The organism is Vibrio sp. 1731 (assembly GCF_033339955.1).
Taxonomy (GTDB): Bacteria; Pseudomonadota; Gammaproteobacteria; order Enterobacterales; family Vibrionaceae; genus Vibrio; species Vibrio alginolyticus.
Genome location: NZ_JAWOVO010000033.1, coordinates 1 through 23,770, shown reverse-complemented (window position 1 = coordinate 23,770; position 23,770 = coordinate 1). Strand labels below are relative to the sequence as shown.

Genomic DNA, 23,770 nt, shown 5'->3' with positions numbered 1-23,770 from the left:
ACGTAAGCATTGCCAAAACGGATTGGAGCAACCGACCCTTTATGTTGTTGATCATCGATAACTACGACTCTTTTACCTACAACCTTTACCAATACTTCTGCGAGCTTGGTGCAGACGTAAAGGTGGTGCGTAACGATGAAATCGATATCCAAGGCATTGAGGCGCTCAACCCAACTCATTTGGTGATCTCGCCAGGGCCATGTACGCCGAACGAAGCAGGTATTTCACTGAAAGCGATAGAACACTTCGCTGGTAAGCTTCCAATATTGGGTGTTTGCCTTGGCCATCAAGCGATAGCGCAAGTGTTTGGGGGTGAAGTGGTACGTGCACGACAAGTGATGCACGGTAAGACCTCACCGATTCGTCATAACGGTCGTAGTGTGTTTAAAAATCTGAATAACCCACTCACGGTAACCCGTTATCACTCTCTTGTGGTGAAAAACGGTACTTTACCCGACGTGTTTGAACTGACTGCATGGACAGAACTGCCGGACGGAAGCATGGATGAAATAATGGGTTACCAACATAAAGCCTTGCCAATTGATGCGGTGCAGTTCCACCCAGAATCAATCAAAACTGAGCAAGGTCACGAGTTGCTTGCGAACTTTTTAGCACGCAAAGCGATCTGATCGCGATCACTTTTCTTAACAAATCATTCATCTTTTTGCTGAGGTGAGCGGATTGCAAAACTATGCGATTCTCTCGAGTCTCTTTGTCTATTCATGTCTTTTTAAACCTTCTATCCCCTGTATTACATAACATTTATAAAAAATCACTTCTCTATTTTACTTTCTTGATGCATAAATAGTCATAAGCAGTGATTAATGGAAGTTGCTTTCGAGAACGAAAAGAATAAATCACTATTGAAATGGTTAATTAAATGTAAATACAATGCCGCAATAGCTTAAATGCAAAACATTATTTGCTGGCAAAGAGAGCCGGTTAAATTCGCTTATCTGCTACGCATGCGGTATCAAGAAGGAATGTGCAATGACAACGGAAATTAAAGTAGAGCGCGGTTTATTCGATGAGGTAATGGTACCTTGCTATAACCCGATGGAAATGATCCCTGTTAAAGGTGAAGGTTCACGTGTTTGGGATCAGGAAGGTAATGAATACATCGACTTTGCTGGTGGTATTGCAGTGAGCTGTCTTGGCCATTGTCATCCAGTAATGGTAAACGCACTAACAGAGCAAGCTAACAAGCTTTGGCACTTAAGTAACGTTATGACGAACGAACCAGCCCTTCGTCTGGCGAAAAAGCTAACAGAAGTGAGTTTTGCTGAGCGTGTGTTCTTTGCTAACTCTGGCGCAGAAGCAAACGAAGCCGCTTTGAAGCTGGCACGTCGTTATGCAGCAGACGTTCATGGCACTGAGAAATCTGAAATCATTGCATTCAAACAAGGTTTCCACGGTCGTACATTCTTTACCGTAACGGTTGGTGGCCAAGCGGCATACTCTGACGGCTTCGGTCCTAAGCCAGGCGACGTGACACACCTTCCTTACAACGATATCGAAGCTTTACAAGCACACATGTCTGATCGTACTTGTGCGGTCATGATGGAGCCACTACAAGGTGAAGGCGGCATCGTGCCACCAACGCCTGAGTTCGCTCAAGCGGTTCGCGAGCTGTGTGACAAACACAACGCCTTACTGATCTTCGATGAAGTGCAAACTGGTAATGGCCGAACAGGTAACTTCTACGCTTACCAAGGTTTAGGTATCACGCCAGATATTCTAAGTACTGCGAAATCACTTGGTGGCGGTTTCCCAATCGGTGCAATGCTAACGACAGCAAAATTGGCAGAGCACATGAAAGTGGGCACTCACGGTTCTACATATGGCGGTAACCCACTAGCGTGTGCGGTTGCAGAAGCGGTTGTAAATGAAGTCACTAAGCCAGAGGTTTTGGCTGGTGTACTAGAACGCGAAGCAATGTTCCGTGAAGGTCTAGAGAAGATCAACGCGAAGTACAACATCTTCTCAGAAGTGCGCGGTCAAGGCCTATTACTTGGCGCTGCACTAAATGAAGAATGGCAAGGCCGTGCGCGTGACGTGCTGGTTGCTGCAGGTAAACAAGGTCTCATGGTATTGGTTGCGGGTGCCAATGTCGTACGTTTCACACCATCACTCGTTATCACACAACAAGAAATTGAAGAAGGCTTGGCGAAACTGGATAAAGCGATCGCGACTTTAGTTTAAGCGCGATATCAGTTTAAACGTCAACGCAGACACCCCCGTCAAGGATCTCTGATGGGGGAATTGTTCCTACAATATAGTTAGGATCTTCTTGCATCTGGAGGGAGTATTGATGCTAGTAGTTCGCCCTATCGCGATGTCGGATTACGACGCACTGCACACTTGTGCGGTGGAGTCTGGTCACGGATTTACATCTCTACCGGTTAACGAAGAACTGTTAACCAATCGAATCAAACATTCAGAGTACAGCTTTGGTAAGCCAGATGTGGCAGAACCAGGCGATGAAGGCTACCTGATGGTTGGCTTTGACTCTGAAACGGGTGAGGTTGCGGGTACCACCGGAATCGAAGCATCTATCGGCTGGGATGTCCCATTTTACTCATATCACATTAGTAAAGTTGTGCACTCGTCGCCAAAGCTTGGCGTTAACAACGTCGTTAAACTGCTTACTTTTGGTAATAACTACACTGGTAACAGCGAAATTTGTACCTTGTTCTTGCGTGAGAAATTCCGCCAAGGTCTGAATGGTCGTCTAATGTCGAAGTGTCGTTTCCTAATGATGGCAGAGCACCCAGAGCGCTTCTCTGAAACGATCTTTGCGGAGATGCGTGGCGTTTCAGACGACGAGGGTAATTCACCATTCTGGCAATGGCTTCAAGAGCATTTCTTCTCTATCGATTTCACTCTTGCAGATTACCTGACAGGTATCGGCAAGAAAGGCTTTATCGCCGACTTGATGCCGAAACTGCCTATTTACATCAATCTGCTCAGCCCAGAAGCGCAAGCCGTGATTGGTCAAGTACATGACAACACGCGTCCAGCGCTGAAGCTGCTTGAGCGTGAAGGTTTTACCAACCGAGGCTACGTCGACATCTTCGATGGTGGCCCAACGGTTGAGTGTGATCTGCGTAATATTGAGTCGGTACGTCATTCATTCCGCGCGCAAGTCAAAATCTCTGAACATTCCAGCACACAAGACTTCTTGATGTGTAATTCATCTTTCGAGAACTTCCGTGCGACAGTCACTAAGGCGGCGTATGACGCAGAGACACAGAGCGTAATGATCGCACCAGACGTTGCGGATGCACTTTCGGTTGAAGAAGGGGATTTCGTTCGCCTTCTTCCGCAGTAACAGACGACAGAATTTAAGGATAGAAACAATGACACATTGGATTGCAGGTGAATGGGTACAAGGTCAGGGTGAAGCATTTACGTCTCTGTCGCCGTACAACCAAGAAGTGATCTGGCAAGGCAAAGGTGCAACGGCAGAGCAGGTGAACCAGGCGGTATCTGCAGCGCGTGAAGCGTTTATTGACTGGAAAAAGCGCCCATTTTCAGAGCGTGAGGCAATCGTGTTGGCTTTTGCGGAGAAAGTAAAAGAGAACAGCGAAAAAATCGCCGAAGTGATTGCCAAAGAAACCGGTAAGCCGATTTGGGAAACGCGCACTGAAGCAGCAGCCATGGCAGGTAAAATTGCCATTTCGATTCGCGCTTATCATGACCGCACTGGTGAGGCGAGCCGTGAAGCAGCAGGCAACCAAATCGTATTGCGCCACCGCCCATTGGGCGTGATGGCGGTGTTTGGTCCTTACAACTTCCCAGGCCACCTACCAAATGGTCACATTGTGCCTGCGCTACTGGCTGGTAACACGGTAGTCTTCAAACCGTCTGAGCAAACGCCATGGACGGGTGAATTGGCAATGAAGCTATGGGAAGAAGCCGGTCTGCCGAAAGGCGTGATTAACCTTGTTCAAGGCGCGAAAGAAACTGGTATCGCCCTAGCTGACGCAAAAGGCATTGATGGCGTACTGTTTACGGGTAGCGCGAATACGGGGCATGTATTACACCGTCAATTTGCGGGTCAACCGGGCAAGATGCTCGCACTAGAAATGGGTGGTAATAACCCTATGGTGATCTCTGATAAATATGGTGATTTGGATGCCACGGTTTACACCATCATCCAGTCAGCGTTTATCAGTGCTGGGCAGCGTTGTACGTGTGCTCGTCGTTTGTATGTGCCATTGGGTGAAAAAGGCGATGCGCTTATCACCAAACTCGTTGAAGCGACACGCAATATTCGCGTAGACCAACCATTTGCAGAACCTGCGCCATTTATGGGACCGCAAATTTCGGTCGCGGCAGCCAAGTTTATTCTTGATGCACAAGCTAATCTACAGTCTCTTGGCGGTGAAAGCTTGATTGAAGCGAAAGCAGGAGAGGCGGCGTTTGTTTCTCCAGGCATCATTGATGTAACGAACATTGCTGAGTTACCAGATGAAGAGTACTTCGGCCCACTTCTGCAAGTGGTGCGCTACGAAGGATTAGACAAAGCCGTGGCGCTAGCAAACGATACGCGCTTTGGCTTATCTGCTGGTTTGGTTTCAACCGACGACCAAGAATGGGAATACTTCGTTGACCACATTCGTGCAGGAATCGTGAACCGTAACCGCCAGCTTACTGGGGCAAGCGGTGATGCGCCATTTGGTGGTCCGGGGGCGTCGGGTAACTTGCGCCCAAGCGCTTACTACGCAGCAGATTACTGTGCGTACCCAATGGCATCAATGGAAGGTCAAGAAACTGTCTTGCCTGCAACATTGAGTCCAGGTGTAGTGCTATAAGTTTTAATAATAGAGTCGCAACTATGCATTGCGGCTCACCTTGCCGGCGCATCATTTAGGTATGGGTTGTAGTGATCGTTGGCAGAACACGAAAAGTGAGCAAAGACTCGGAAAAGCGTGTTGACTGACTGGCATTTACCGTCACAGGTTGATGGTTGCTCGTTCATTATTCTGGACAACTTTTGTTGTGAACGAGCAGCCAACTTCCGCTTACCTTTAAACTCTACATCTCGTAACAAGGAGTCGTTATGACGCCCGATGTGTTATTTGAATCGCTATGGCAAGATTACATTCAACGTCTTTGCCCTTCGGCGGCTAAAGTGCATCAGCTGCTTCAAGAAGATGAGCCTCTGATTAATGATCATATAGCTTTACGTACCTTCAATATCGCGCCTCTTGGTATTGAAACTCTAGCTAAGCCATTTGTAGCTATTGGTTACAAGGCGTGTGGTGATTACGTTTTCGAAAGCAAAAAGCTGGTTGCTAAGCACTATGAGCACCCAGATCCGAAGCAACCTAAAGTATTTATTAGTGAGCTAAAAGTTGAAGAGTGCTCGCCTGAGCTACAAGAGATTGTGAAAAATTTGGTGGCACAAGTCGATGCTGACAAGCTGAACGATAGCGCATTCTTACATGGTGGACGCTTGTGGGATTTAAGCTTTGCTGATTACCAAACGTTGGCTAAAGAAAGTGAGTACGCATCTTGGCTTGCGGCGCATGGTTACGGAGCAAACCACTTCACGGTGAGCGTTAACCAACTCAATGAATATGAAGAAGTGAAGCAGGTAAACGATCATCTGCGTACCGCTGGGTTTACCATTAATGAAAATGGTGGTGAAGTGAAGGGCACTCCTGAGGTGTTGCTAGAGCAGTCATCGACCATGGCAGATAAAGTAGCGGTTCGTTTTAGCGAAGGCACTGAAATTATCCCTGGCGGGTTTTATGAATTTGCTAAGCGCTATCCGATGGAAAATGGTGATTTGTACCCAGGTTTCGTGGCCGCTTCAGCGGACAAAATCTTTGAAAGTACGAATGGCTAAGTTTTAGGGTTAACCTGTTAAGCTTACTCATTAGTGTTCGCTGCACCCTATCTCATTTGGTCATGAGTAAATAAAAAGCCACCAATGTTGCCATTGGTGGCTTTTATAATTTTGTTCGTGTCACTCTAGTTCGAGATTAACGAGTACCGTAAACCACGATGGTTTTACCGTGAGCAGAGATTAGGTTCTGCTCTTCTAGCATCTTCAAGATACGACCTACTGTCTCACGAGAACAGCCAACAATTTGACCGATTTCTTGACGAGTGATCTTGATTTGCATGCCGTCTGGGTGAGTCATTGCGTCTGGTTGTTTTGCAAGGTTCAGAAGCGTCTGAGCGATACGACCAGTTACGTCTAGGAACGCCAGGTCACCCACTTTTTGGCTAGTTACTTGAAGACGACGAGCCATCTGCGCAGAAAGACGCATTAGGATGTCTGGGTTTACTTGGATAAGCTGACGGAACTTCTTGAAAGAAATTTCAGCAACTTCACAAGGAGATTTAGCACGAACCCAAGCTGTGCGCTCTTGGTCTTCCTCGAATAGACCAAGTTCACCAATAAAGTCTCCTTGGTTTAGGTAAGAAAGGATCATCTCCTTACCTTCTTCGTCTTTGATAAGAACCGCAACAGAACCTTTAACGATGTAGTACAAAGTTTCTGCCTTTTCGCCCGCGTGAATTAGCGTGCTCTTTGAAGGGTACTTATGAATATGACAGTGTGAAAGAAACCACTCTAATGTTGGGTCGGTTTGAGGTTTACCTAGAACCATAATATCTCACTTCCTCTGCAGGGTACGCTTGCGCTATCCATATTTTAGCTAAGCCTGAATTAGGCCTACTAGAATAAGAGCACTTTTTATATGCTGCAAGCTCTCTTGTGTTTCGGTAAGAAATAGTATCCTTTTTCGAAAACGATTTCTTGATTTTAATCGTGCCATGATTGAGATTTTGTAAGCAAAACTGTGCACATGATCACGGTATGAAAAGTAAACATCTTCGCAGGCAGGTTTTTAGCCAATTTTCCCTGTTTCGATGAGCTGTTGTAGGATAGGCCGAACTATGAGCTCCATTGCAAAGCTCATCTTACCGCCGGGTACGACAATCGTGTTGTGGCGTGACATGAATGAGCCATCAATCATGGCCAGCAGATATGGGAAGTCGACATTCTTGATACCGCGTAGGCGAATCACCACAAAACTCTCATCCAAACTAGGGATGCCTTTTGCATTAAGTGGGTTGGAAGTATCAACGGTCGGTACGCGCTGGAAGTTGATGTGAGTACGAGAAAACTGCGGAGTGATATAGTTGAGGTAATCGTCCATGGATCGCACGATTGAGTCCATTACCGCTTCACGCGAATGGCCGCGATCGCGAGTGTCACGTACGAATTTTTGGATCCACTCTAAGTTCACAATCGGCACCATGCCAATTAAGAAATCCACATGTTGAGCAACATTAACATCGCCATCGACCACGCCACCATGTAACCCTTCATAAAACAGCACGTCGCTGTTTTCGGGTAAGTCTTGCCACGGTGTAAACGTGCCTGGCATTTGATTGTAGGGAACCGCTTCGTCAAACGTGTGCAGATAACGGCGCACGCTGCCAGTGCCGTCATGCCCGAACTTACGGAAAAACTCTTCTAATCCCGGGAAGTCATTAGCTTGTGGGCCAAAGTAGCTAATGTGTCGACCTTGCTCGCGGGCTTTGCGGATTTCGATGTCCATCTCTGGGCGAGTAAAGCGATGGAAGCTATCGCCTTCAACCCATGCGGGTTTAACGTTCATCATATTGAACATTTTACGGAAGGCTTCAGATGTAGTGGTCGTGCCGGCACCGGACGAACCAGTAACCGCAATAATTGGGTGTTTAGCTGACATGACAAACCTTGTCGAAAATTACTTACCTGTAATGTGCAGTAGAGTTACTACTGCACGGTCGATATCCCACTATAGCACGTAACAATACCTTGTCATCGAGTGGGATACGGTAAAATGTGAAGGGTCTAAAATTTTGTTTTATGTTGAATATCGACGGTTTCGTGTAGCTCAGAGAACACGATAACCGCTTCACCTTTTTCCAATTGAGCTTTGACTTGATCAATTTTGTCTTGCAAAGAAACCTCGACGGTTCCGTAATCCGTTCCTTCGCGTAAGACGAATTCACGAATTAAGTTTTCCAATGTTTCCGGCGCAATGTCTTGCCATGGAATGATCATAAATACCTCTAACTTTTATGATGAGCGGCTAGTTTACTGCGTTCGTTGCTTGGATACAGCAGAAAGGTAATCTGCGGCGATACTTTCGTAATACGCGGGCAGCGCTTCCTCCAACCAAAACTTAGGTTTTAACGCCGTTCCTGTCAGGAAGCCAACATGGCCACCGTGTTCAAAGAGACGGTAATCAATGTTATCTGGCAGAACAAACTTCGGGATCACATCGTCGGTCATGAACGGATCGTCTTTGGCGTGAATGATCAGTGTCGGTAGCGTGATCTGTTGTAATTTACTTAAGCCTGAACATTGATCGTAATAATCTTGTGCGTCTTTAAAGCCATGCAATGGTGCGGTGATCAAATCATCGAATTCATACAGCCGTGTGACACGTTTTATTGAGTTGTAGGACAGCGCAAGCTCGCCGTGCAGTAGATGATGCTTTTGTAACGCGTTACGTTTCAGTGAAGAAAGCAGGTAACGGCGATACACTTTCGAAAAGCCTTGTTCAATACGGTTTGCACACGCCGCTAGGTCTAAAGGCGCTGAGATAATAGTCGCTGCATTCAAAATAGGGTGGTCTTTATATTGGGCTAAATAATTCGCCAACATGTTACCGCCAAGAGAAATACCAACTGCAACTTTGGGATTATCAGGAAAACGTTGTTCAAGGTGCTCTAGGAAGTAACGAGCATCCGTCACTTCTCCCGAGTGATAAGCTCGTGCTTTTTTGTTTGGTTTACCGCTGCAGCCACGAAAATGCATCATCACCGACAGCCATCCAGATTGAGCAAATGCATTCATTAGCCCATTGGCATAAGGGCTATAGAAGCACCCCTCTAACCCATGAAATAAAACAAAAATCGGCTTTTTTTGTGCAGGCTCTTGGGTTGGGTCCTCGCTCCACGCGAGATCGAGAAAGTCGCCATCGGATGTATCGAGGGTTTGCCAAATCGGCGTAAATAACGCTTTTTTGCGAATAAAACGCGGCAAAAGCGTTTGGAGATGCGGGTTTTTGATCCCGGCGGCTGCGAAAAATTGTGTCATACCTAACTGCTCTTATGCGGTCCTTCGGTGTCCGTTGAAGAACTTATTAATATAATCCTTTATAAAGATTATAGGTATTCTACAGATTTATGGGCGTTTTGGTGGTTGAATGTTTGGCACCGGAATAGCAAAGGCTTGCTGCAAATGCTCCCCACCGAGTTGACGACAGTATCTCAACGTCAGTGGGTCACCATCATTTTTGAGTAGTGCAAGTGAGTTAATGCAGTCCACCAAATCCGCTTGTTGCTGCTTTTCTAGTTGCAGCTCAAACTGCAAGGTCTCACGATACAAAGCGTCATTGACTTGAGACTTAAGGTGGCGACGAAGGTCGCGAAAGGAGTGAAGTAAAGTTTCGCTCCTACCTAGACAGTCTTGCACCAAGGGCCAGTCTTTTTCTTGGAAAATGAGTTGCTGCTCATCGAGCCATCTGAGCAGCAGGAGTAGGTTCACGTTACCGTGGTAGTTGTTTTGCAATGATAAGCACGCCTCTTTCACTTCTCGCACACCATAAAACTGCAGACTAAACTGCCAAAGGTGTTCTAGGGTGAGTGTGTATTCAGCGTGTTGATTACTCATTGATTAAACTCTAGCTCCATCTGCTCCAACGTTTCTTGAGCAGACATCCATTCCATTTCAATTTCTTCGAGCTCAGCCTTACTAGAAGCTTGAAGTGCCAGCACTTGGTTAAGTTTAGCTTTATTTTCGGCCGCATACAGTGAGTTGTCCGCCAATTGTTCTTCAGCTTCGGCCAGTGCAGCACCTAACTTATCCATTTTATTTTCTAGTTGTGTCAGCGTTTTGCGAATTGGCGCTGTCTGTTTTCGAAACTCTGCATCGCGACGTTTCTGCTCTTTTTTCGCTGCCGCGCTGTTGGCGCTATCTTTGGCTGGCTGTGCGGCTTGTGCTTCTTTGCGTTCCGCTCTTTGTTGCTCAGTTAACCACTTGTAGTAGTCGTTTAAGTCACCATCGAACGGAGCAACTTGTCGATCATGCACTAAATACAAGTCATCGGTCGTAGCACGCAATAGGTAACGGTCGTGCGAAACAATCACCATTGCACCTTCGAACGTTTGCAGTGCCATCGTAAGTGCTTGGCGCATGTCCAAGTCTAAGTGGTTGGTCGGTTCATCAAGTAGCAACAGGTTTGGCTTTTGCCACACAATTAAAGCCAATACCAAACGGGCTTTTTCGCCACCAGAAAACGGCGCAACTTTTTCTAGTGCTTTGTCACCTTGGAAGCCAAAGCTACCTAGGTAATCACGTAGCTGCTGTTCGGTTTGATCGGGTGCGATTTGCATCATGTGTTGCAGCGGCGTTTCTTCAGGATGAAGCGTTTCTAACTGGTGCTGAGCGAAGTAACCAATTTTCACGCCTTGTGAGTAAGTTAGGTCACCACCTTGCGCGTTAAGTTCACCAGAGAGCAGCTTGATTAAGGTCGATTTACCCGCACCATTACGGCCGAGTAGACCAATACGACTGCCAGGAACCAAGTTCAAGCGGATCTTCTCTAAGATGAGGTTGTCACCGTAACCTGCAGATACTTCATCCATCATCATGATTGGGTTTGGCAGCGCAGCTGGCTCACGGAATTGGAAGCTAAATGGGTTATCGAATTGAGCTGGCAGTACTTTTTCCATGCGTTCCAAAGCTTTGATACGGCTTTGGGCTTGGCGTGCTTTTGATGCTTTATAACGGAAGCGGTCGATGTAGCTTTGCATGTGCGACATCTGCTTCTGTTGCTTTTCAAACATCGCTTGTTGTAACACCATCTTTTGTGCGCGTTGGTTTTCGAATGACGAGTAGTTACCCGTGTATTCGTTCAGCTGCTGATTCTCGATGTGAATGATGCGACCAACAATTGGATCAAGGAAGTCTCGGTCGTGCGAGATCAGAATCAGCGTGCCAGGGTAGTTTTGTAGCCAACGCTCTAACCACATTACCGCGTCCAAATCCAAGTGGTTGGTTGGTTCGTCGAGTAGCAGTAGATCAGAACGACACAATAGCGCTTGAGCCAAGTTAAGACGCATACGCCAACCACCCGAGAATTGGGTCAAACTCCAACTCATTTGCTCTTGGCTGAACCCTAAACCATCGAGCAGTTCTGCCGCGCGAGCGCGAATGCTGTAACCACCAATGGTTTCAATTTTACCGTGTATCTCGGCAACTAGGGTTCCGTTGTCCTGCGTTTCTGCTTCTGCTAACTGCTTTTCGAGAGCGCGGTATTCGCGATCACCATCAATGACGTATTCCAGTGCAGTGCGCTCTAGCGCAGGCGTTTCCTGTGCGACCCAGGCCAACTCCCAGTGTTGAGGTTGGCTAAATGAGCCAGCATCAATTGACAGTTCATCTTTCAGTAGGGCAAACAGCGTTGATTTACCGCAGCCGTTTTTGCCCACAAGACCGACTTTATCGCCAGGGTGAATAGTCGCAGAAGCTTGGTCTAAAAGAGGTTTACCGCCACGCAGTAACTGAATATCAGAGAAGGTAATCATAAAGTTTTCATTCACTTTGCGCAGTGCGCGTTGCTTGGTTACATAGCGAAGTGGTTTCAATCGTTTTTAAAGCCACTTGGGTATATATCTAGCGGTGAATAGTAGGGGTATTGACCGGAAAAGTCGATTGATTCGCTTTAATTGCATTATGCTGTACAAAAAAGTATAACAATTTGATAACGGATAAAAATAACCACAAGGACGACCATTTGGCTGTTGCACCGTCTATTCTCCCAAAAGTTCTGGTCATTTATGCTCATCCAGAGCCACATAACTCGATTGCCAATCAAGTGATGATAAAAAAAGCTCAGTCGCTTGATCACGTCACTGTGCACGATCTTTACGGTGTTTACCCTGATTTCTTTATTGATGTGAATTACGAACATGAGTTGTTGCTCGCTCACGATGTGATTGTATTTCACCACCCACTTTATATGTATTCATGTCCAGCCCTATTAAAAGAGTGGCTAGACCGAGTGTTAGGTAAAGGCTTTGCGTTTGGCGGAGGTGCGGCGCTAGAAGGAAAATACTGGCGCAGTGTCATTACAACAGGTGGTAAAGAAGAAGCCTTCAGCGCGAAGGGGTACAACAAATACCCACTTGAGCAAATCTTGCAACCGTTTGAACTGACGGCAGCCCTATGCCAGATGCACTGGATTGAACCACTGGTGTTGTATTGGTCAAGAAATGTTTTAGATATTGAACGCTACGAACATGCCGAGTTATACCGTGGATGGCTGAGTAACCCACTTGAAAACTGGCAAGCGGCAGATCGAGGAGGTCAGTATGGCGATCACCAGTGAGTTTCTTCAAAGCAGTGTGGTCTTTCTTTCGGCTGCGGTTATTGCGGTGCCGATTGCTCAGCGCCTTGGGCTTGGCTCGGTTTTAGGTTATTTACTCGCTGGTGTGTTGATTGGCCCATGGGGGCTTGGCTTAATTAGCGACGTTGATGCCATTTTGCATTTTGCCGAGCTTGGGGTTGTGTTGTTACTGTTTTTGATAGGGCTGGAATTAAACCCTAAAAAATTGTGGCAGATGCGAGGGCCTATTTTAGGTTTAGGCGGTGCGCAGGTTGTGGTCACGACCGCCGTGATTGGTAGTGTCGTCAGTATGTTTGGCGTAAGCATGCAAGTGAGTTTAGTTATCGGGATGGGGTTAGCGCTGTCCTCGACGGCGATTGCGCTTAAAGTCATTGAAGAGCAAGGGCTTAATGGTACCGAAACGGGGCAATCTGGTTTTGCGGTGCTGCTCTTTCAAGATATTGCAGTGATCCCGATGCTGGCGATGTTGCCCTTGCTAGCAGGCGGGCATAGTGGTGGAAGTTGGTTGGATGTCTTCACTATTTTAGGCAGTGTGGTAGCACTGTTGATTGGAGGTCACTTTTTACTACGTCCGCTATTTCGTTTTGTCGTGATGAGCGGTGTTCGTGAGCTCTTTACCGTTGCTGCACTTTTAGTCGTGCTTGGCATTTCGGTCGTGATGCAAAAGCTCGGCCTTTCGATGGCATTGGGGACTTTTTTAGCAGGCGTTTTGCTGGCAGAGAGTGAGTATCGCCATGAGTTGGAAATCGCTATCGAGCCATTTAAAGGTCTGTTGTTGGGGTTATTCTTTATTGCGGTGGGCATGGCGGTAAACTTGGGGTTATTGGCATTACATCCTTTAGAGATTCTCGGTGCGGTGGTGGCTTTGGTCGTGGTTAAGGGTTTGGTTTTGTATGCATTGGCGAGAGCTGCCCGTGTCGGAGCCAAAGCGAGAAGCCGTATGGCTGCAATTTTGAGCCAAGGCGGTGAGTTTGCCTTTGTCATATTTACCGCGGCGAGCCAAGAGGGCATTTTGTCCAAAGAGCAAGTGGCGTTTCTGTTGGTGGTGGTCAGTCTATCCATGGTGACGACTCCTCTTTTGCTGATGGGACAAAAGAAGTGGTTTGCTCATACCCTGAATCAAGAAGAAGAGGGCATGACCACGAAAGTCGTGGATCGCCGACCACGCGTTATCATTGCAGGCTTTGGACGTTTCGGTCAGATCGTCGGACGTTTAATGTATGCCAATAAAATCAAAGTGACAGTATTAGAAAGTGATGCCAGCCAAATCCACCTATTACGTAAGTATGGTTACAAAGTGTTTTATGGCGATGCTACACAAATTGACCTATTGAGGGCTGCTGGCGCTGATAAAGCGGAAGCATTGATTATTTGTACTGATTCACCTGATGAGGTGATGGCTATCGTGGACATTTGTCGCGTGCACTTCCCGAAACTTAAGTTGTTAGCCCGAGCAAGAAGCCGTGTCGAGGCTTACCAGTTAATGAGTCATGGTGTAGAGAATTACTCTCGTGAAACATTTTTAGGGGCGCTAGATCTCGGTCGCCAAGCGCTCGTAGAACTGGGTATGCATCCTTATCAAGCAAAGCGGGCAGAAGCACATTTTCGCAAGTTGGATAATGCTATGCTTAAGGACTTATTGCCTCAACACAATGAAGATAAGAAATTAGCTCAAAGGGCGAAAGAGGCACGCAAAGAGCTAGAAGAAATATTTGGTCGTGAAATGGAGAGCGACCATCAGTCACCTAATCATTGGAAGTAGTACTTGAGCCAAGACTCAAGCTAAGGAAATAGCGTGAAAATCAAGAAACGTTTTATTGCCGGCGCTAGCTGCCCAAATTGCAGCCAGCAAGATACCCTGCGCTGGTGGATTGAAAATAACATCGAGTTAGTTGAGTGTGTCGAGTGTGAGTTTACAGAGCAGCGCAAACCACAATCTGTAGAGAAAAATAAACACTCAGATCAGGAAATGATCGGAATTTTTAAGCCGGAGTAATTGAACTTCGATAATTGATCCCCATAATACACCCAGATATCTCAGTACTTAACCCCATTCAGGTTAAGTCAATTAATCTCCCTGGAGTTAGTATGAAAATTGAAAAGAACGTTGTTGCAAGCCTTGCATACAAAGTAATGATGGAAGACGGTGTCGTTGTTGATCAATCAACAGCAGAAGCACCTCTAGATTACCTTCACGGTCACAACAACCTAATCACAGGTCTTGAAAAAGAACTTGAAGGTAAAGTGGCTGGCGACAAGTTCTCAGTAACGGTAGCTCCTGAAGAAGCTTACGGTGAGCACAACGATGCGCTAGTACAGCGCGTTCCTGCGGACGTATTCCAAGGCGTTGAGCAAATCGAAGTTGGCATGCGCTTCCTAGCTGACACTGACCAAGGTCCAATCCCTGTTGAAGTAACAGAAGTTGACGGCAACGAAGTGGTTGTTGACGGTAACCATATGTTAGCTGGTCAAACACTAACTTTCGAAGTAGAAGTTATGTCTACACGTGAAGCAACAGCAGAAGAGATCGAACACGGTCACATCCACCAAGGTGGTGGCTGTTGTGGTGGTCACGATCATGACCACGATCACGAAGAAGAAGGCGGCTGCTGTGGCGGCGGTAGCTGTGGTTCTCACTAATCATAAGCTCCTTCACTAGATAATCTTATCTAGCAAAGCTTTGAAAAGCGCAAGTTGAGTTTTCAACTTGCGCTTTTTGTTTATCTAAGGTGTAGTGCCAACCATACAAGGAATAACAGTTGGACAAAGTGATGACGAAACCTTTCTCGATTGCCATTCATGGTGGTGCGGGCACCATCTTGCGTGAACAGATGAGCGATGAGCTGCAACAATCCATCTTGGCGGATTTAGAAGCTGCGGTAAAAGCGGGACATCAAATTCTAGAAACGGGCGGTGAAGCCTTAGATGCCGTCGTAGCGGCAGTGAAAGTATTGGAAGACTCTCCTAACTTTAATGCGGGTAAAGGCTCAGTGCTGACCAACAACGAAATGGTCGAAATGGACGCTTCTGTAATGGATGGTAGAAACCAAGCGGCAGGTGCTGTTGCCGGTGTTCGTCATATCAGAAACCCAATTGAGCTCGCTCGTGACGTGATGCGAAACAGCAATCATGTGCTGTTGGTGGGTGAGGGCGCAGAGAAGTTTGCTTTTGAGCAAGGCCATGAGTATACCGAGCAAGATTACTTCTTTACTGATCGCCGTTATGAGCAGTTGCTGTCTATGCGTGAGAAAGGACTGTTTGCTTTGTCGGAATCTCGTTACCCAGATGACCGTAAGCACGGTACGGTTGGTGCGGTGGCATTGGACCAACAAGGCAACTTAGCCGCTGCCACCAGTACGGGTGGCGTGACGAATAAGAAATACAACCGAGTCGGAGATTCTGCTCTTATTGGTTGTGGTACGGTGGCCGAAAATGGCGTCGTGGCAGTTTCCACTACGGGTGTCGGCGAGTTCTTTATTCGTAAACGTGTTGCGGAAGACGTTGCAGCACGTATGCGTTACTTACAAGAAGATATTCATACGGCTTGTGAACACATTATCCAAGGTGATCTCAAACAGATGGGCGGAGAGGGCGGTTTGATTGCCATTGATGCTAAAGGTGAGATGCACTTTGCGATGAACAGTTCTGGCATGTACCGAGCAGGCATTAATACGCAAGGCGAGCTGAGCGTTAAAATCTACGCCGACGAATAGCTTCCTCTTGAGTACCTTCTTAAGTAATTAATACAACAAAGCCCAGAACATGTTCTGGGCTTTATGCTATTTGAGCCTGCATTTTAATAATGCGGTGGTGGGGTTTCTTCTGACGGATCGGCTAAATTCGACGAGTCCATATTTTTTACTTTACCTACCACATATTTCATCTGATCGAGCATCTTGGTAATTTGCAGTTGTTGCTGCGATAAAGCGCCGTTCAGATCTTCAATAGTCTGTTCTTGGAACGCAAGCTGACATTCTAAGTCATTAATGCGTGCTTCCAATTGCTGAATGATTTTTTCTGTCATGATCCGTTCTCTAACTGCCAAGCTTGGGCAATACCTGCTGAAGTAGCAGTAATTACGCGTTGTTTTGAATCAAAGGCTGCATCATACACGACCGCACGGGGAGGGCGAGTGTCTTTTTTGGGCTCCACTTCAAATCCACTCATTCGTTTTCCGGTTTGAGTATCCCATATCGACACACGGCCAGAAGGGCTTCCTGTGACTAGTTGAGTCCCGTCGTCAGAAAATCGTGCGGTAGAGAAAATTAATTGGCGTGACCAACTGCTCAACTGTGTGACTTCTTGTCCAGTTTTTAAATTCCAAACAATCGCTTGGTTTCCGCCATCAGATGTCATTGCTAATTTTCCATCTCTTTGCAGGGCCACGCGAACAATTCGTTGTTCATGTTCGAAGGTTCGTAGTACTTGTCCGGTTTCGGTATCCCACAGATACGCTTTATAGTCATTACCTCCGGTTAGGGCGAAGCGCCCATTAGGAGAAATGGCCACGGAATTGACTTTTTCACGATGCGCAAGGAACTCCATGCGACGCCCGGTGACTAAGTTGACATAAATTGCTTTACCGTTGGATAACCCAAGCAGAACTTGTTCACCATTACTGGTGATATCAACGTCGCGAATGAGCGCATCAGAGATAGACCAAAGGCCTTCGGATTGCGTCCAGCCTAGGTCCCAAACTGCGAAGTTCATTTGGCTTGCTGTAATTGCGTAGCGACCATTGTCAGATATGCGGATATGGGAAACCACATTGGCATCGGCATCGAGTTCACCCAGATTGGCTAGTTGTTCATTTTGCTCTAGGTCCCACAACATCAAATGACGTTGTTGAGAATAGAGCAGAGCAAACCGTCCATCTCTGCTAAGTGCGAAGCTCGTCGCACCTTGAGGTTCTATCGGCCAACGCTGCACTTCACGCTCGGCGAAAAAGCAACCATTTAACGTGGTGATGACAATTAAATATAGGAATAAATGAAAAATTCTTTGCATCACATCTAATAATCCGGTTTGTGTCTTAAGACATATAGCTAGTATATTGGTATAACGATTGTCTTCACTAGTCTCATAGAAGATTTGTGCACAACAACCAATGGCAGAGCCATTATTGGGAGAATTTAATGAAATCAGTTTTAAAAGTGTCGCTACTTGCTGCAACAGTTATGCTAGCGGTAGGTTGTCAGAAAGAAGAAACTAAAACAGAAACCGCACCTCAAGCAGAACAAGTTCAAGCAGAAACCGGCAAAGCGGTTCACTTTAAAACCGACGACGACAAAGCGGCATACGCAATCGGTGTTTCATTTGCTAACTACCTAAGCACAAGCATCGACAAGCCAAGCGAAATCGGCATTAATCTTAACAAAGATTTGGTACTAAAAGGTATCGAAGACGTCTTCAAAGGCAATGCTGAATTGAATGAAGAAGAAACACGTGCAGCACTAGAATCTCTAGACAAGCGTGTTGCAGAAAAGATGCAAGCACAAGCGGCTGAGAAAGCAGCTGAAGCGAAAAAAGCTGGCGATGATTTCCGTGCTGAGTTTGAGAAGCAAGAAGGCGTAGTGAAGACAGATACAGGTCTTCTATACCAAGTAATGACACCAGCTGAAGGTGAGAAGCCAAAAGACACTGATACGGTTCAAGTACACTACAAAGGTACTCTGATCGACGGTACTCAGTTCGACAGCTCATACGATCGTGGTGAACCTGCAACGTTCCCACTTAACCGTGTAATCCCAGGTTGGACAGAGGGTGTTCAGCTAATGCCTGTGGGTTCTAAATTCAAATTCGTTATCCCGCCAGAGCTAGCATACGGTGACCAAGACACACCAAGCATTCCTGCTAACTCAACGCTAGTATTTGAAGTTGAGCTGCTAAAAGTTGAGAACGACAACGCAGAGCAATAACAATAAGCTGCGATAAGTTATTGAAAAAGGTCCGTTTAACGGGCCTTTTTTGTTCTAGGTCACTAGTTGGTGAGTTTGCTAGGTTGCTTTTCAAATTTTCTGATAAACTTACACCAATTTGTTGATTTTTCGCTCGAAGGCTTATGACAACTACAGAAACAATAAACGCGGAGATGTTGCTCGAAATGGAATCCGTTAACGTGATGCCGTTTACCGAGCACGACAAAATCATTTTAAGATCTTATGAGGCGGTCGTGGATGGTATCGCCAGCCTGATAGGTCCATTTTGTGAAATCGTTCTTCACTCTCTAGAAGACTTAAATACCTCTGCAATTAAAATCGCTAACGGTGAAAACACGGGGCGCCAAGTCGGCTCACCAATCACTGATTTAGCGCTTAAGATGCTAAAAGACATCGAAGGCTCGGAGCGCAACTTCTCACGTTCGTACTTTACCCGTGCAAAAGGTGGCGTGTTGATGAAGTCGATTACTGTCGCCATTCGTAATGGCGAAAATCGCGTGATTGGTTTGTTGTGTATCAACGTCAACTTGGATGCGCCTTTCTCGCAAGTCCTTCAGTCTTTCATGCCGACGCAAGAAGCGAAAGAAGCGGCTTCCTCGGTCAACTTTGCTAGTGACGTAGAAGAGCTGGTGGACCAAACTGTTGAACGCACCATCGAAGAGATCAATGCGGATAAATCCGTGTCTAACAACACCAAAAATCGCCAGATCGTGATGGAGTTGTACGACAAAGGTATCTTCGATATTAAAGATGCCATCAACCGTGTCGCGGATCGCCTTAATATTTCAAAACACACCGTTTACTTGTACATTCGTCAACGTAAAACCGAGGATGATGAAAGGTGAGTAAACTGACTTACACGTTAGTGGTGAATGGTCCCGTTTATGGCAGCCAGTCAGCGCGCAGTGCTTATCAGTTCGCCAAAGCGGTGATAGAGCAAGGCCATCAGCTAGTGAGCGTCTTCTTTTATCAAGATGGTGTGACTAATGGTACTGCTTTGAGTGTGCCAGCCAACGATGAATTTGATCTCAATAAGGCGTGGCAGTCTTTGGCTAAAGAGCATGGTGTTCGCCTAGAAACTTGTGTCGCGGCCGCTTTGCGTCGCGGGATTGTAAGTGAAGAAGAAGCGAATCAACATGGTTTGGTTCAGAACAATCTAGCCGATGGTTTTGAACAAGCAGGCTTAGGTAGCCTAGCTGAAGCGATGTTAACCCAAGACAGAGTGGTACAGTTTTGAGTCAGTTAACTTATCTATTTCGTAGTGCGCCACATGGCTGTGCAGCTGGTCGTGAAGGTGTGGATGCACTGTTAGCCGCGTCGGCTTACTGTGAAGATATCAGCGTCATTTTCATGGGTGACGGGGTATACCAGCTTCTACTCGGGCAAGACCCCAACAATATTTTGAGTAAAGATTACGCGCCGATGTTAAAGCTTTTCGATTTATACGACATCGAACAAGTCTTTGTGTGTTCAGAGTCGTTAACCCAGCGAGGTTTGGCGCAAGCGGATTTAGTCATTGAAGCCCAAGCGTTAAGCTCAGAACAGCTCAAAGCTAAGTTACAACACGCTGGCAAGCTACTGTCTTTTTGAGGAAGTTATGTTACACATCATAAAAACAGTCTCTGCTCTAGAAGACGCTATGCCTTTATGCAGTGAACAGGATGACATCTTACTTATAGAAGATGCAGTGTACGCTGCTAACTCGCAACATAAAGCATTTTCCCATCTAAAAAATCGCAGCGTATTTGTGTTAGAGAGCGATGCGCAAGCTCGCGGTATTGCAAATCGTATCAGTCCATCGCTGACGATTGTGAATTACTCAGGCTTCGTTGAACTAACAGCAAAACAGGATAAATCCCTAACTTGGGATTGAACAAGATTTGCTGTCGACAAAGCTTTACGGATGAATTGTTCTAATTGAACAAAAAAGATCCGTATATTTCTTGACACACCTCTCACTGCTGCATAGAATTTTGCGTCCCTAACTGCATTGGCAGTTGGGGATAGATTTTTCACAAAGCTTACTTTCAAGTAAATCAGGAGCTAGTTAATGGCAACTATTAACCAGTTGGTACGTAAGCCACGTGCAAAGCAAGTTGTTAAAAGCAACGTGCCTGCACTAGAAGCGTGCCCACAAAAACGTGGTGTATGTACTCGTGTTTACACTACTACACCTAAAAAACCTAACTCAGCACTTCGTAAAGTTTGTCGTGTACGTCTGACAAACGGCTTCGAAGTTACATCGTACATCGGCGGTGAAGGTCACAACCTTCAAGAGCACTCAGTTGTTCTAATCCGTGGTGGTCGTGTTAAAGACCTTCCAGGTGTGCGTTACCACACTGTTCGCGGCGCACTAGACTGTGCTGGCGTAAATGACCGTAAACAAGGTCGTTCTAAGTACGGTGTGAAGCGTCCTAAGTCTTAATGGATTCCGTTAAGTAAGGCCAAACACTAAATTATTTTTAATTTTTTGAAAAAACTGAAAAGTTTTGGATAAAACCTGAAGAAGACAACGGAGATAAATCCATGCCACGTCGTCGCGTCATTGGTCAGCGTAAGATCCTTCCAGATCCAAAATTCAAATCTGAATTGCTGGCAAAATTCGTTAACATCCTAATGGTTGACGGTAAAAAATCTACTGCAGAGAAAATCGTTTACACTGCACTAGATGCTATGGCTGAAAAGTCTGGTAAAGACCACTTAGCTATTTTTGAAGAAGCTCTTGAAAACGTTCGCCCAGCGGTAGAGGTTAAATCTCGCCGTGTTGGTGGTTCAACTTACCAAGTACCTGTAGAAGTACGTCCGGTTCGCCGTAACGCACTTGCTATGCGTTGGTTGGTTGAAGCTGCGCGCAAGCGTGGTGAAAAATCTATGGCTCAACGCCTAGCTGCTGAAATGCTAGACGCGTCTGAGAACAAAGGTACTGCGGTTAAGAAACGTGAAGACGTTCACCGCATGGCTGACGCAAACAAAGCGTTCGCTCATTACCGTTGGTAATACCTTCTGTGCTGCGAGGTTCTCTCGCAGCACTTTTCTATACTCTAAGGTACACCTTAGTAAGAGGATACAATCGTGGCTCGTAAAACTCCTATTGAGCTATACCGTAATATCGGTATCTGTGCTCACGTAGATGCAGGAAAAACAACCACAACTGAGCGTATTCTGTTCTACACTGGCCTTTCTCACAAAATCGGCGAAGTTCACGATGGTGCAGCAACCATGGACTGGATGGAGCAGGAGCAGGAGCGTGGTATCACTATCACATCCGCTGCGACTACTACATTCTGGCGTGGTATGGAAGCACAGTTCCCTGAGCATCGCGTAAACATCATTGATACCCCTGGACACGTTGACTTTACTATCGAAGTAGAGCGTTCTCTTCGTGTACTTGATGGTGCTGTGGTTGTGTTCTGTGGCTCATCTGGTGTTGAACCTCAGTCTGAAACTGTATGGCGTCAAGCAGACAAATACCACGTTCCACGTTTGGTATTTGTAAATAAGATGGACCGTGCGGGCGCAGACTTCCTACGCGTTGTGAACCAAATTAAGAATCGTCTTGGTGCGACTCCTGTTCCAATCCAGCTGAACGTTGGTGCGGAAGATGAGTTCAGAGGTGTCATCGACCTTATCAAGATGAAAATGATCAACTGGAATGATGCCGATCAAGGCACTTCGTTTACTTACGAAGACATCCCAGCTGACATGATTGAACTTGCTGAAGAGTGGCGCAACCACATGGTTGAATCCGCTGCTGAAGCTAGCGAAGAGCTGATGGACAAGTACCTTGAAGAAGGTGAATTGACTGAAGCTGAGCTCAAACAAGCTTTACGTACTCGCACACTAAATAACGAAATCGTACTGGCTACTTGTGGTAGTGCGTTTAAGAACAAAGGTGTTCAAGCGGTACTGGATGCAGTAGTTGAGTTCTTGCCATCGCCAGTTGACGTACCTGCAATTAAAGGTGTCGACGAAAGAGAAAATGAAGTTGAGCGTCATGCTGACGACAACGAACCTTTCTCTGCGCTAGCGTTTAAGATTGCGACTGACCCATTCGTGGGTACGTTAACTTTCATGCGTGTTTACTCCGGTGTTGTAAACTCGGGTGACGCTGTTTACAACTCAGTAAAAGAGAAGAAAGAGCGTTTCGGTCGTATCGTTCAGATGCATGCGAATAAGCGTGAAGAAGTGAAAGAAGTTCGCGCTGGTGATATTGCAGCTGCTATCGGTCTGAAAGACGTAACAACAGGTGACACACTGTGTGATCAGAACCACAAAGTGATTCTAGAACGCATGGAGTTCCCTGAACCAGTTATTCAGATTGCTGTAGAGCCTCGTTCTAAGGCAGACCAAGAGAAAATGGCTATCGCGCTAGGTAAACTAGCAGCGGAAGATCCATCATTCCGCGTGGAAACGGACGACGAATCAGGTCAGACTCTGATCTCAGGTATGGGTGAACTTCACCTAGACATTATCGTTGATCGTATGAAGCGTGAATTCAGCGTTGATTGTAACGTTGGTAAACCTCAGGTTGCTTACCGTGAAACCATTCGTGGTAAAGCGGAAGTTGAAGGTAAGTTTGTTCGTCAATCAGGTGGTCGTGGTCAATACGGTCATGTTTGGGTCAAACTTGAGCCTTCTGAGCCTGGTGAAGGTTTCGTATTCGTAGACGAAATCGTGGGCGGTGTGATTCCTAAGGAATACATCAGCTCGGTATCGAAAGGTATCGAAGAGCAAATGAATAGTGGTGTTCTAGCGGGTTACCCTGTACTAGATATTAAAGCTACACTATTTGATGGTTCTTACCACGATGTAGACTCAAGCGAGATGGCGTTTAAGATCGCTGGCTCGATGGCATTCAAGAAAGGTGCACTAGAAGCACAACCTGTGATTCTAGAACCTATGATGAATGTCGAAGTAACCACTCCGGAAGACTGGATGGGTGACGTTGTTGGTGACCTAAACCGTCGTCGCGGTATCATTGAAGGCATGGACGAAGGTGTGGCTGGTCTTAAGATCATCCGTGCTCAAGTACCACTATCCGAAATGTTCGGTTACGCAACTGATCTACGTTCTGCAACTCAAGGCCGTGCGTCTTACTCTATGGAGTTTCACGAGTACGCTGAAGTGCCGAAAAACTTCGCAGATAAAATTATTGCAGAGCGTGGTTACTAATTGACGATTGAACTGCAAAAAGTTTACGACTTTTTGCGAGATCAGGGCGTCCAAATATTGCGCTAACGGGCGTTGGCGCATAAAATAACAATTTCTGGCGCGTCGTCGATCAATAATGATCACGACGAATCATAACTAGGAAGGAACACGATCGTGTCTAAAGAAAAATTTGAACGTACGAAACCGCACGTTAACGTTGGTACTATCGGCCACGTTGACCACGGTAAAACA

The 23,770-nt window shown here is 46.3% G+C and carries 26 protein-coding genes; 18 read left to right on the top strand and 8 right to left on the bottom strand.

The window, feature by feature from the left end; genetic code table 11:
• Window positions 1-41 precede the first annotated feature (41 nt).
• From R7035_RS23480 to R7035_RS23460, 5 genes are all read left to right on the top strand, one after another.
• Window positions 42-629 carry an aminodeoxychorismate/anthranilate synthase component II gene (locus R7035_RS23480; protein ID WP_031780782.1) on the top strand — a complete coding sequence of 196 codons (588 nt, stop codon included), beginning with the start codon at window positions 42-44 and terminating at the stop codon, window positions 627-629.
• A gap of 361 nt (window positions 630-990) precedes the next feature.
• Window positions 991-2,202: an aspartate aminotransferase family protein gene (locus tag R7035_RS23475; RefSeq protein WP_005381420.1), complete on the top strand. Its 1,212-nt coding sequence runs from the start codon at window positions 991-993 to the stop codon at window positions 2,200-2,202.
• A gap of 109 nt (window positions 2,203-2,311) precedes the next feature.
• Entirely contained in the window at window positions 2,312-3,331 is a 1,020-nt protein-coding gene (gene astA, locus R7035_RS23470; protein ID WP_005381422.1) for an arginine N-succinyltransferase, read from the top strand.
• A gap of 28 nt (window positions 3,332-3,359) precedes the next feature.
• A complete protein-coding gene (gene astD, locus R7035_RS23465) occupies window positions 3,360-4,817 on the top strand; it encodes a succinylglutamate-semialdehyde dehydrogenase (protein WP_025768787.1) in 1,458 nt (485 codons plus the stop codon).
• A gap of 248 nt (window positions 4,818-5,065) precedes the next feature.
• Window positions 5,066-5,857 carry a DUF1338 domain-containing protein gene (locus R7035_RS23460; protein ID WP_042523639.1) on the top strand — a complete coding sequence of 264 codons (792 nt, stop codon included), beginning with the start codon at window positions 5,066-5,068 and terminating at the stop codon, window positions 5,855-5,857.
• Window positions 5,858-5,993: 136 nt separating this feature from the next.
• Here the strand turns inward: R7035_RS23460 and crp are convergent, their stop codons facing one another.
• From crp to R7035_RS23430, 6 genes are all read right to left on the bottom strand, one after another.
• Window positions 5,994-6,626 carry a cAMP-activated global transcriptional regulator CRP gene (gene crp / locus R7035_RS23455; RefSeq protein ID WP_005381432.1) on the bottom strand — a complete coding sequence of 211 codons (633 nt, stop codon included), beginning with the start codon at window positions 6,624-6,626 and terminating at the stop codon, window positions 5,994-5,996.
• Window positions 6,627-6,866: 240 nt separating this feature from the next.
• The gene (locus R7035_RS23450) at window positions 6,867-7,736 is read right to left on the bottom strand and encodes a phosphoribulokinase (protein ID WP_005381434.1); all 870 of its coding nucleotides are present in this window, start codon (window positions 7,734-7,736) and stop codon (window positions 6,867-6,869) included.
• A 125-nt stretch (window positions 7,737-7,861) separates the two neighbouring features.
• Complete coding sequence (locus R7035_RS23445; protein ID WP_005382815.1) at window positions 7,862-8,074, bottom strand: YheU family protein; 213 nt, start codon at window positions 8,072-8,074, stop codon at window positions 7,862-7,864.
• Window positions 8,075-8,107: 33 nt separating this feature from the next.
• The gene (locus R7035_RS23440; RefSeq protein WP_033907159.1) at window positions 8,108-9,115 is read right to left on the bottom strand and encodes a hydrolase; all 1,008 of its coding nucleotides are present in this window, start codon (window positions 9,113-9,115) and stop codon (window positions 8,108-8,110) included.
• 87 nt (window positions 9,116-9,202) lie between these two features.
• Entirely contained in the window at window positions 9,203-9,691 is a 489-nt protein-coding gene (locus R7035_RS23435; RefSeq protein WP_033907158.1) for a TIGR02444 family protein, read from the bottom strand.
• Window positions 9,688-11,607, bottom strand: coding sequence for an ABC transporter ATP-binding protein (locus tag R7035_RS23430; protein ID WP_053307381.1), 1,920 nt, complete (start codon window positions 11,605-11,607; stop codon window positions 9,688-9,690). The genes R7035_RS23435 and R7035_RS23430 overlap by 4 nt, the downstream gene beginning before the upstream one ends.
• Window positions 11,608-11,816: 209 nt before the next feature.
• On the opposite strand from R7035_RS23430, the gene kefG reads away from it, so the two are divergent.
• The 5 genes from kefG (at window position 11,817) to R7035_RS23405 (ending at window position 16,141) form a co-directional block, all read left to right on the top strand.
• The gene (kefG, locus tag R7035_RS23425) at window positions 11,817-12,410 is read left to right on the top strand and encodes a glutathione-regulated potassium-efflux system ancillary protein KefG (RefSeq protein ID WP_053307380.1); all 594 of its coding nucleotides are present in this window, start codon (window positions 11,817-11,819) and stop codon (window positions 12,408-12,410) included.
• A complete protein-coding gene (gene kefB / locus R7035_RS23420) occupies window positions 12,394-14,190 on the top strand; it encodes a glutathione-regulated potassium-efflux system protein KefB (RefSeq protein ID WP_017633740.1) in 1,797 nt (598 codons plus the stop codon). The genes kefG and kefB overlap by 17 nt, the downstream gene beginning before the upstream one ends.
• 33 nt (window positions 14,191-14,223) lie before the next feature.
• A complete protein-coding gene (locus R7035_RS23415; protein ID WP_005381449.1) occupies window positions 14,224-14,424 on the top strand; it encodes a YheV family putative zinc ribbon protein in 201 nt (66 codons plus the stop codon).
• A gap of 92 nt (window positions 14,425-14,516) precedes the next feature.
• Window positions 14,517-15,068: a peptidylprolyl isomerase gene (gene slyD, locus R7035_RS23410; RefSeq protein WP_005381451.1), complete on the top strand. Its 552-nt coding sequence runs from the start codon at window positions 14,517-14,519 to the stop codon at window positions 15,066-15,068.
• 131 nt (window positions 15,069-15,199) lie between these two features.
• On the top strand, window positions 15,200-16,141 hold the full coding sequence (locus tag R7035_RS23405; protein WP_031779066.1) for an isoaspartyl peptidase/L-asparaginase family protein: 942 nt from the start codon (window positions 15,200-15,202) through the stop codon (window positions 16,139-16,141).
• An 83-nt stretch (window positions 16,142-16,224) separates the two neighbouring features.
• Here the strand turns inward: R7035_RS23405 and R7035_RS23400 are convergent, their stop codons facing one another.
• Together R7035_RS23400 and R7035_RS23395 are read right to left on the bottom strand one after the other, a co-directional pair.
• Complete coding sequence (locus R7035_RS23400; protein WP_005381455.1) at window positions 16,225-16,452, bottom strand: SlyX family protein; 228 nt, start codon at window positions 16,450-16,452, stop codon at window positions 16,225-16,227.
• Complete coding sequence (locus R7035_RS23395; RefSeq protein WP_017633742.1) at window positions 16,449-17,435, bottom strand: WD40 repeat domain-containing protein; 987 nt, start codon at window positions 17,433-17,435, stop codon at window positions 16,449-16,451. The genes R7035_RS23400 and R7035_RS23395 overlap by 4 nt, the downstream gene beginning before the upstream one ends.
• Before the next feature lie 128 nt (window positions 17,436-17,563).
• Between R7035_RS23395 and fkpA the strand changes: the two genes are divergently transcribed.
• From fkpA to fusA, 8 genes are all read left to right on the top strand, one after another.
• The gene (fkpA, locus tag R7035_RS23390) at window positions 17,564-18,346 is read left to right on the top strand and encodes an FKBP-type peptidyl-prolyl cis-trans isomerase (protein ID WP_017821751.1); all 783 of its coding nucleotides are present in this window, start codon (window positions 17,564-17,566) and stop codon (window positions 18,344-18,346) included.
• Window positions 18,347-18,489: 143 nt separating this feature from the next.
• Entirely contained in the window at window positions 18,490-19,212 is a 723-nt protein-coding gene (locus R7035_RS23385; protein WP_005382804.1) for a transcriptional regulator, read from the top strand.
• A complete protein-coding gene (tusD, locus tag R7035_RS23380) occupies window positions 19,209-19,604 on the top strand; it encodes a sulfurtransferase complex subunit TusD (RefSeq protein WP_017821752.1) in 396 nt (131 codons plus the stop codon). Before R7035_RS23385 ends, tusD begins: the two co-directional genes overlap by 4 nt.
• The gene (gene tusC / locus R7035_RS23375; protein WP_053307378.1) at window positions 19,601-19,957 is read left to right on the top strand and encodes a sulfurtransferase complex subunit TusC; all 357 of its coding nucleotides are present in this window, start codon (window positions 19,601-19,603) and stop codon (window positions 19,955-19,957) included. The genes tusD and tusC overlap by 4 nt, the downstream gene beginning before the upstream one ends.
• A 7-nt stretch (window positions 19,958-19,964) precedes the next feature.
• A complete protein-coding gene (tusB, locus tag R7035_RS23370) occupies window positions 19,965-20,240 on the top strand; it encodes a sulfurtransferase complex subunit TusB (protein WP_005382799.1) in 276 nt (91 codons plus the stop codon).
• A gap of 177 nt (window positions 20,241-20,417) precedes the next feature.
• On the top strand, window positions 20,418-20,792 hold the full coding sequence (gene rpsL, locus R7035_RS23365; RefSeq protein WP_004399892.1) for a 30S ribosomal protein S12: 375 nt from the start codon (window positions 20,418-20,420) through the stop codon (window positions 20,790-20,792).
• Between the two features lie 101 nt (window positions 20,793-20,893).
• Window positions 20,894-21,364, top strand: coding sequence for a 30S ribosomal protein S7 (gene rpsG / locus R7035_RS23360; RefSeq protein WP_005382796.1), 471 nt, complete (start codon window positions 20,894-20,896; stop codon window positions 21,362-21,364).
• A 75-nt stretch (window positions 21,365-21,439) separates the two neighbouring features.
• A complete protein-coding gene (gene fusA, locus R7035_RS23355) occupies window positions 21,440-23,539 on the top strand; it encodes an elongation factor G (protein ID WP_005382794.1) in 2,100 nt (699 codons plus the stop codon).
• The last annotated feature ends 231 nt before the right edge of the window (window positions 23,540-23,770 follow it).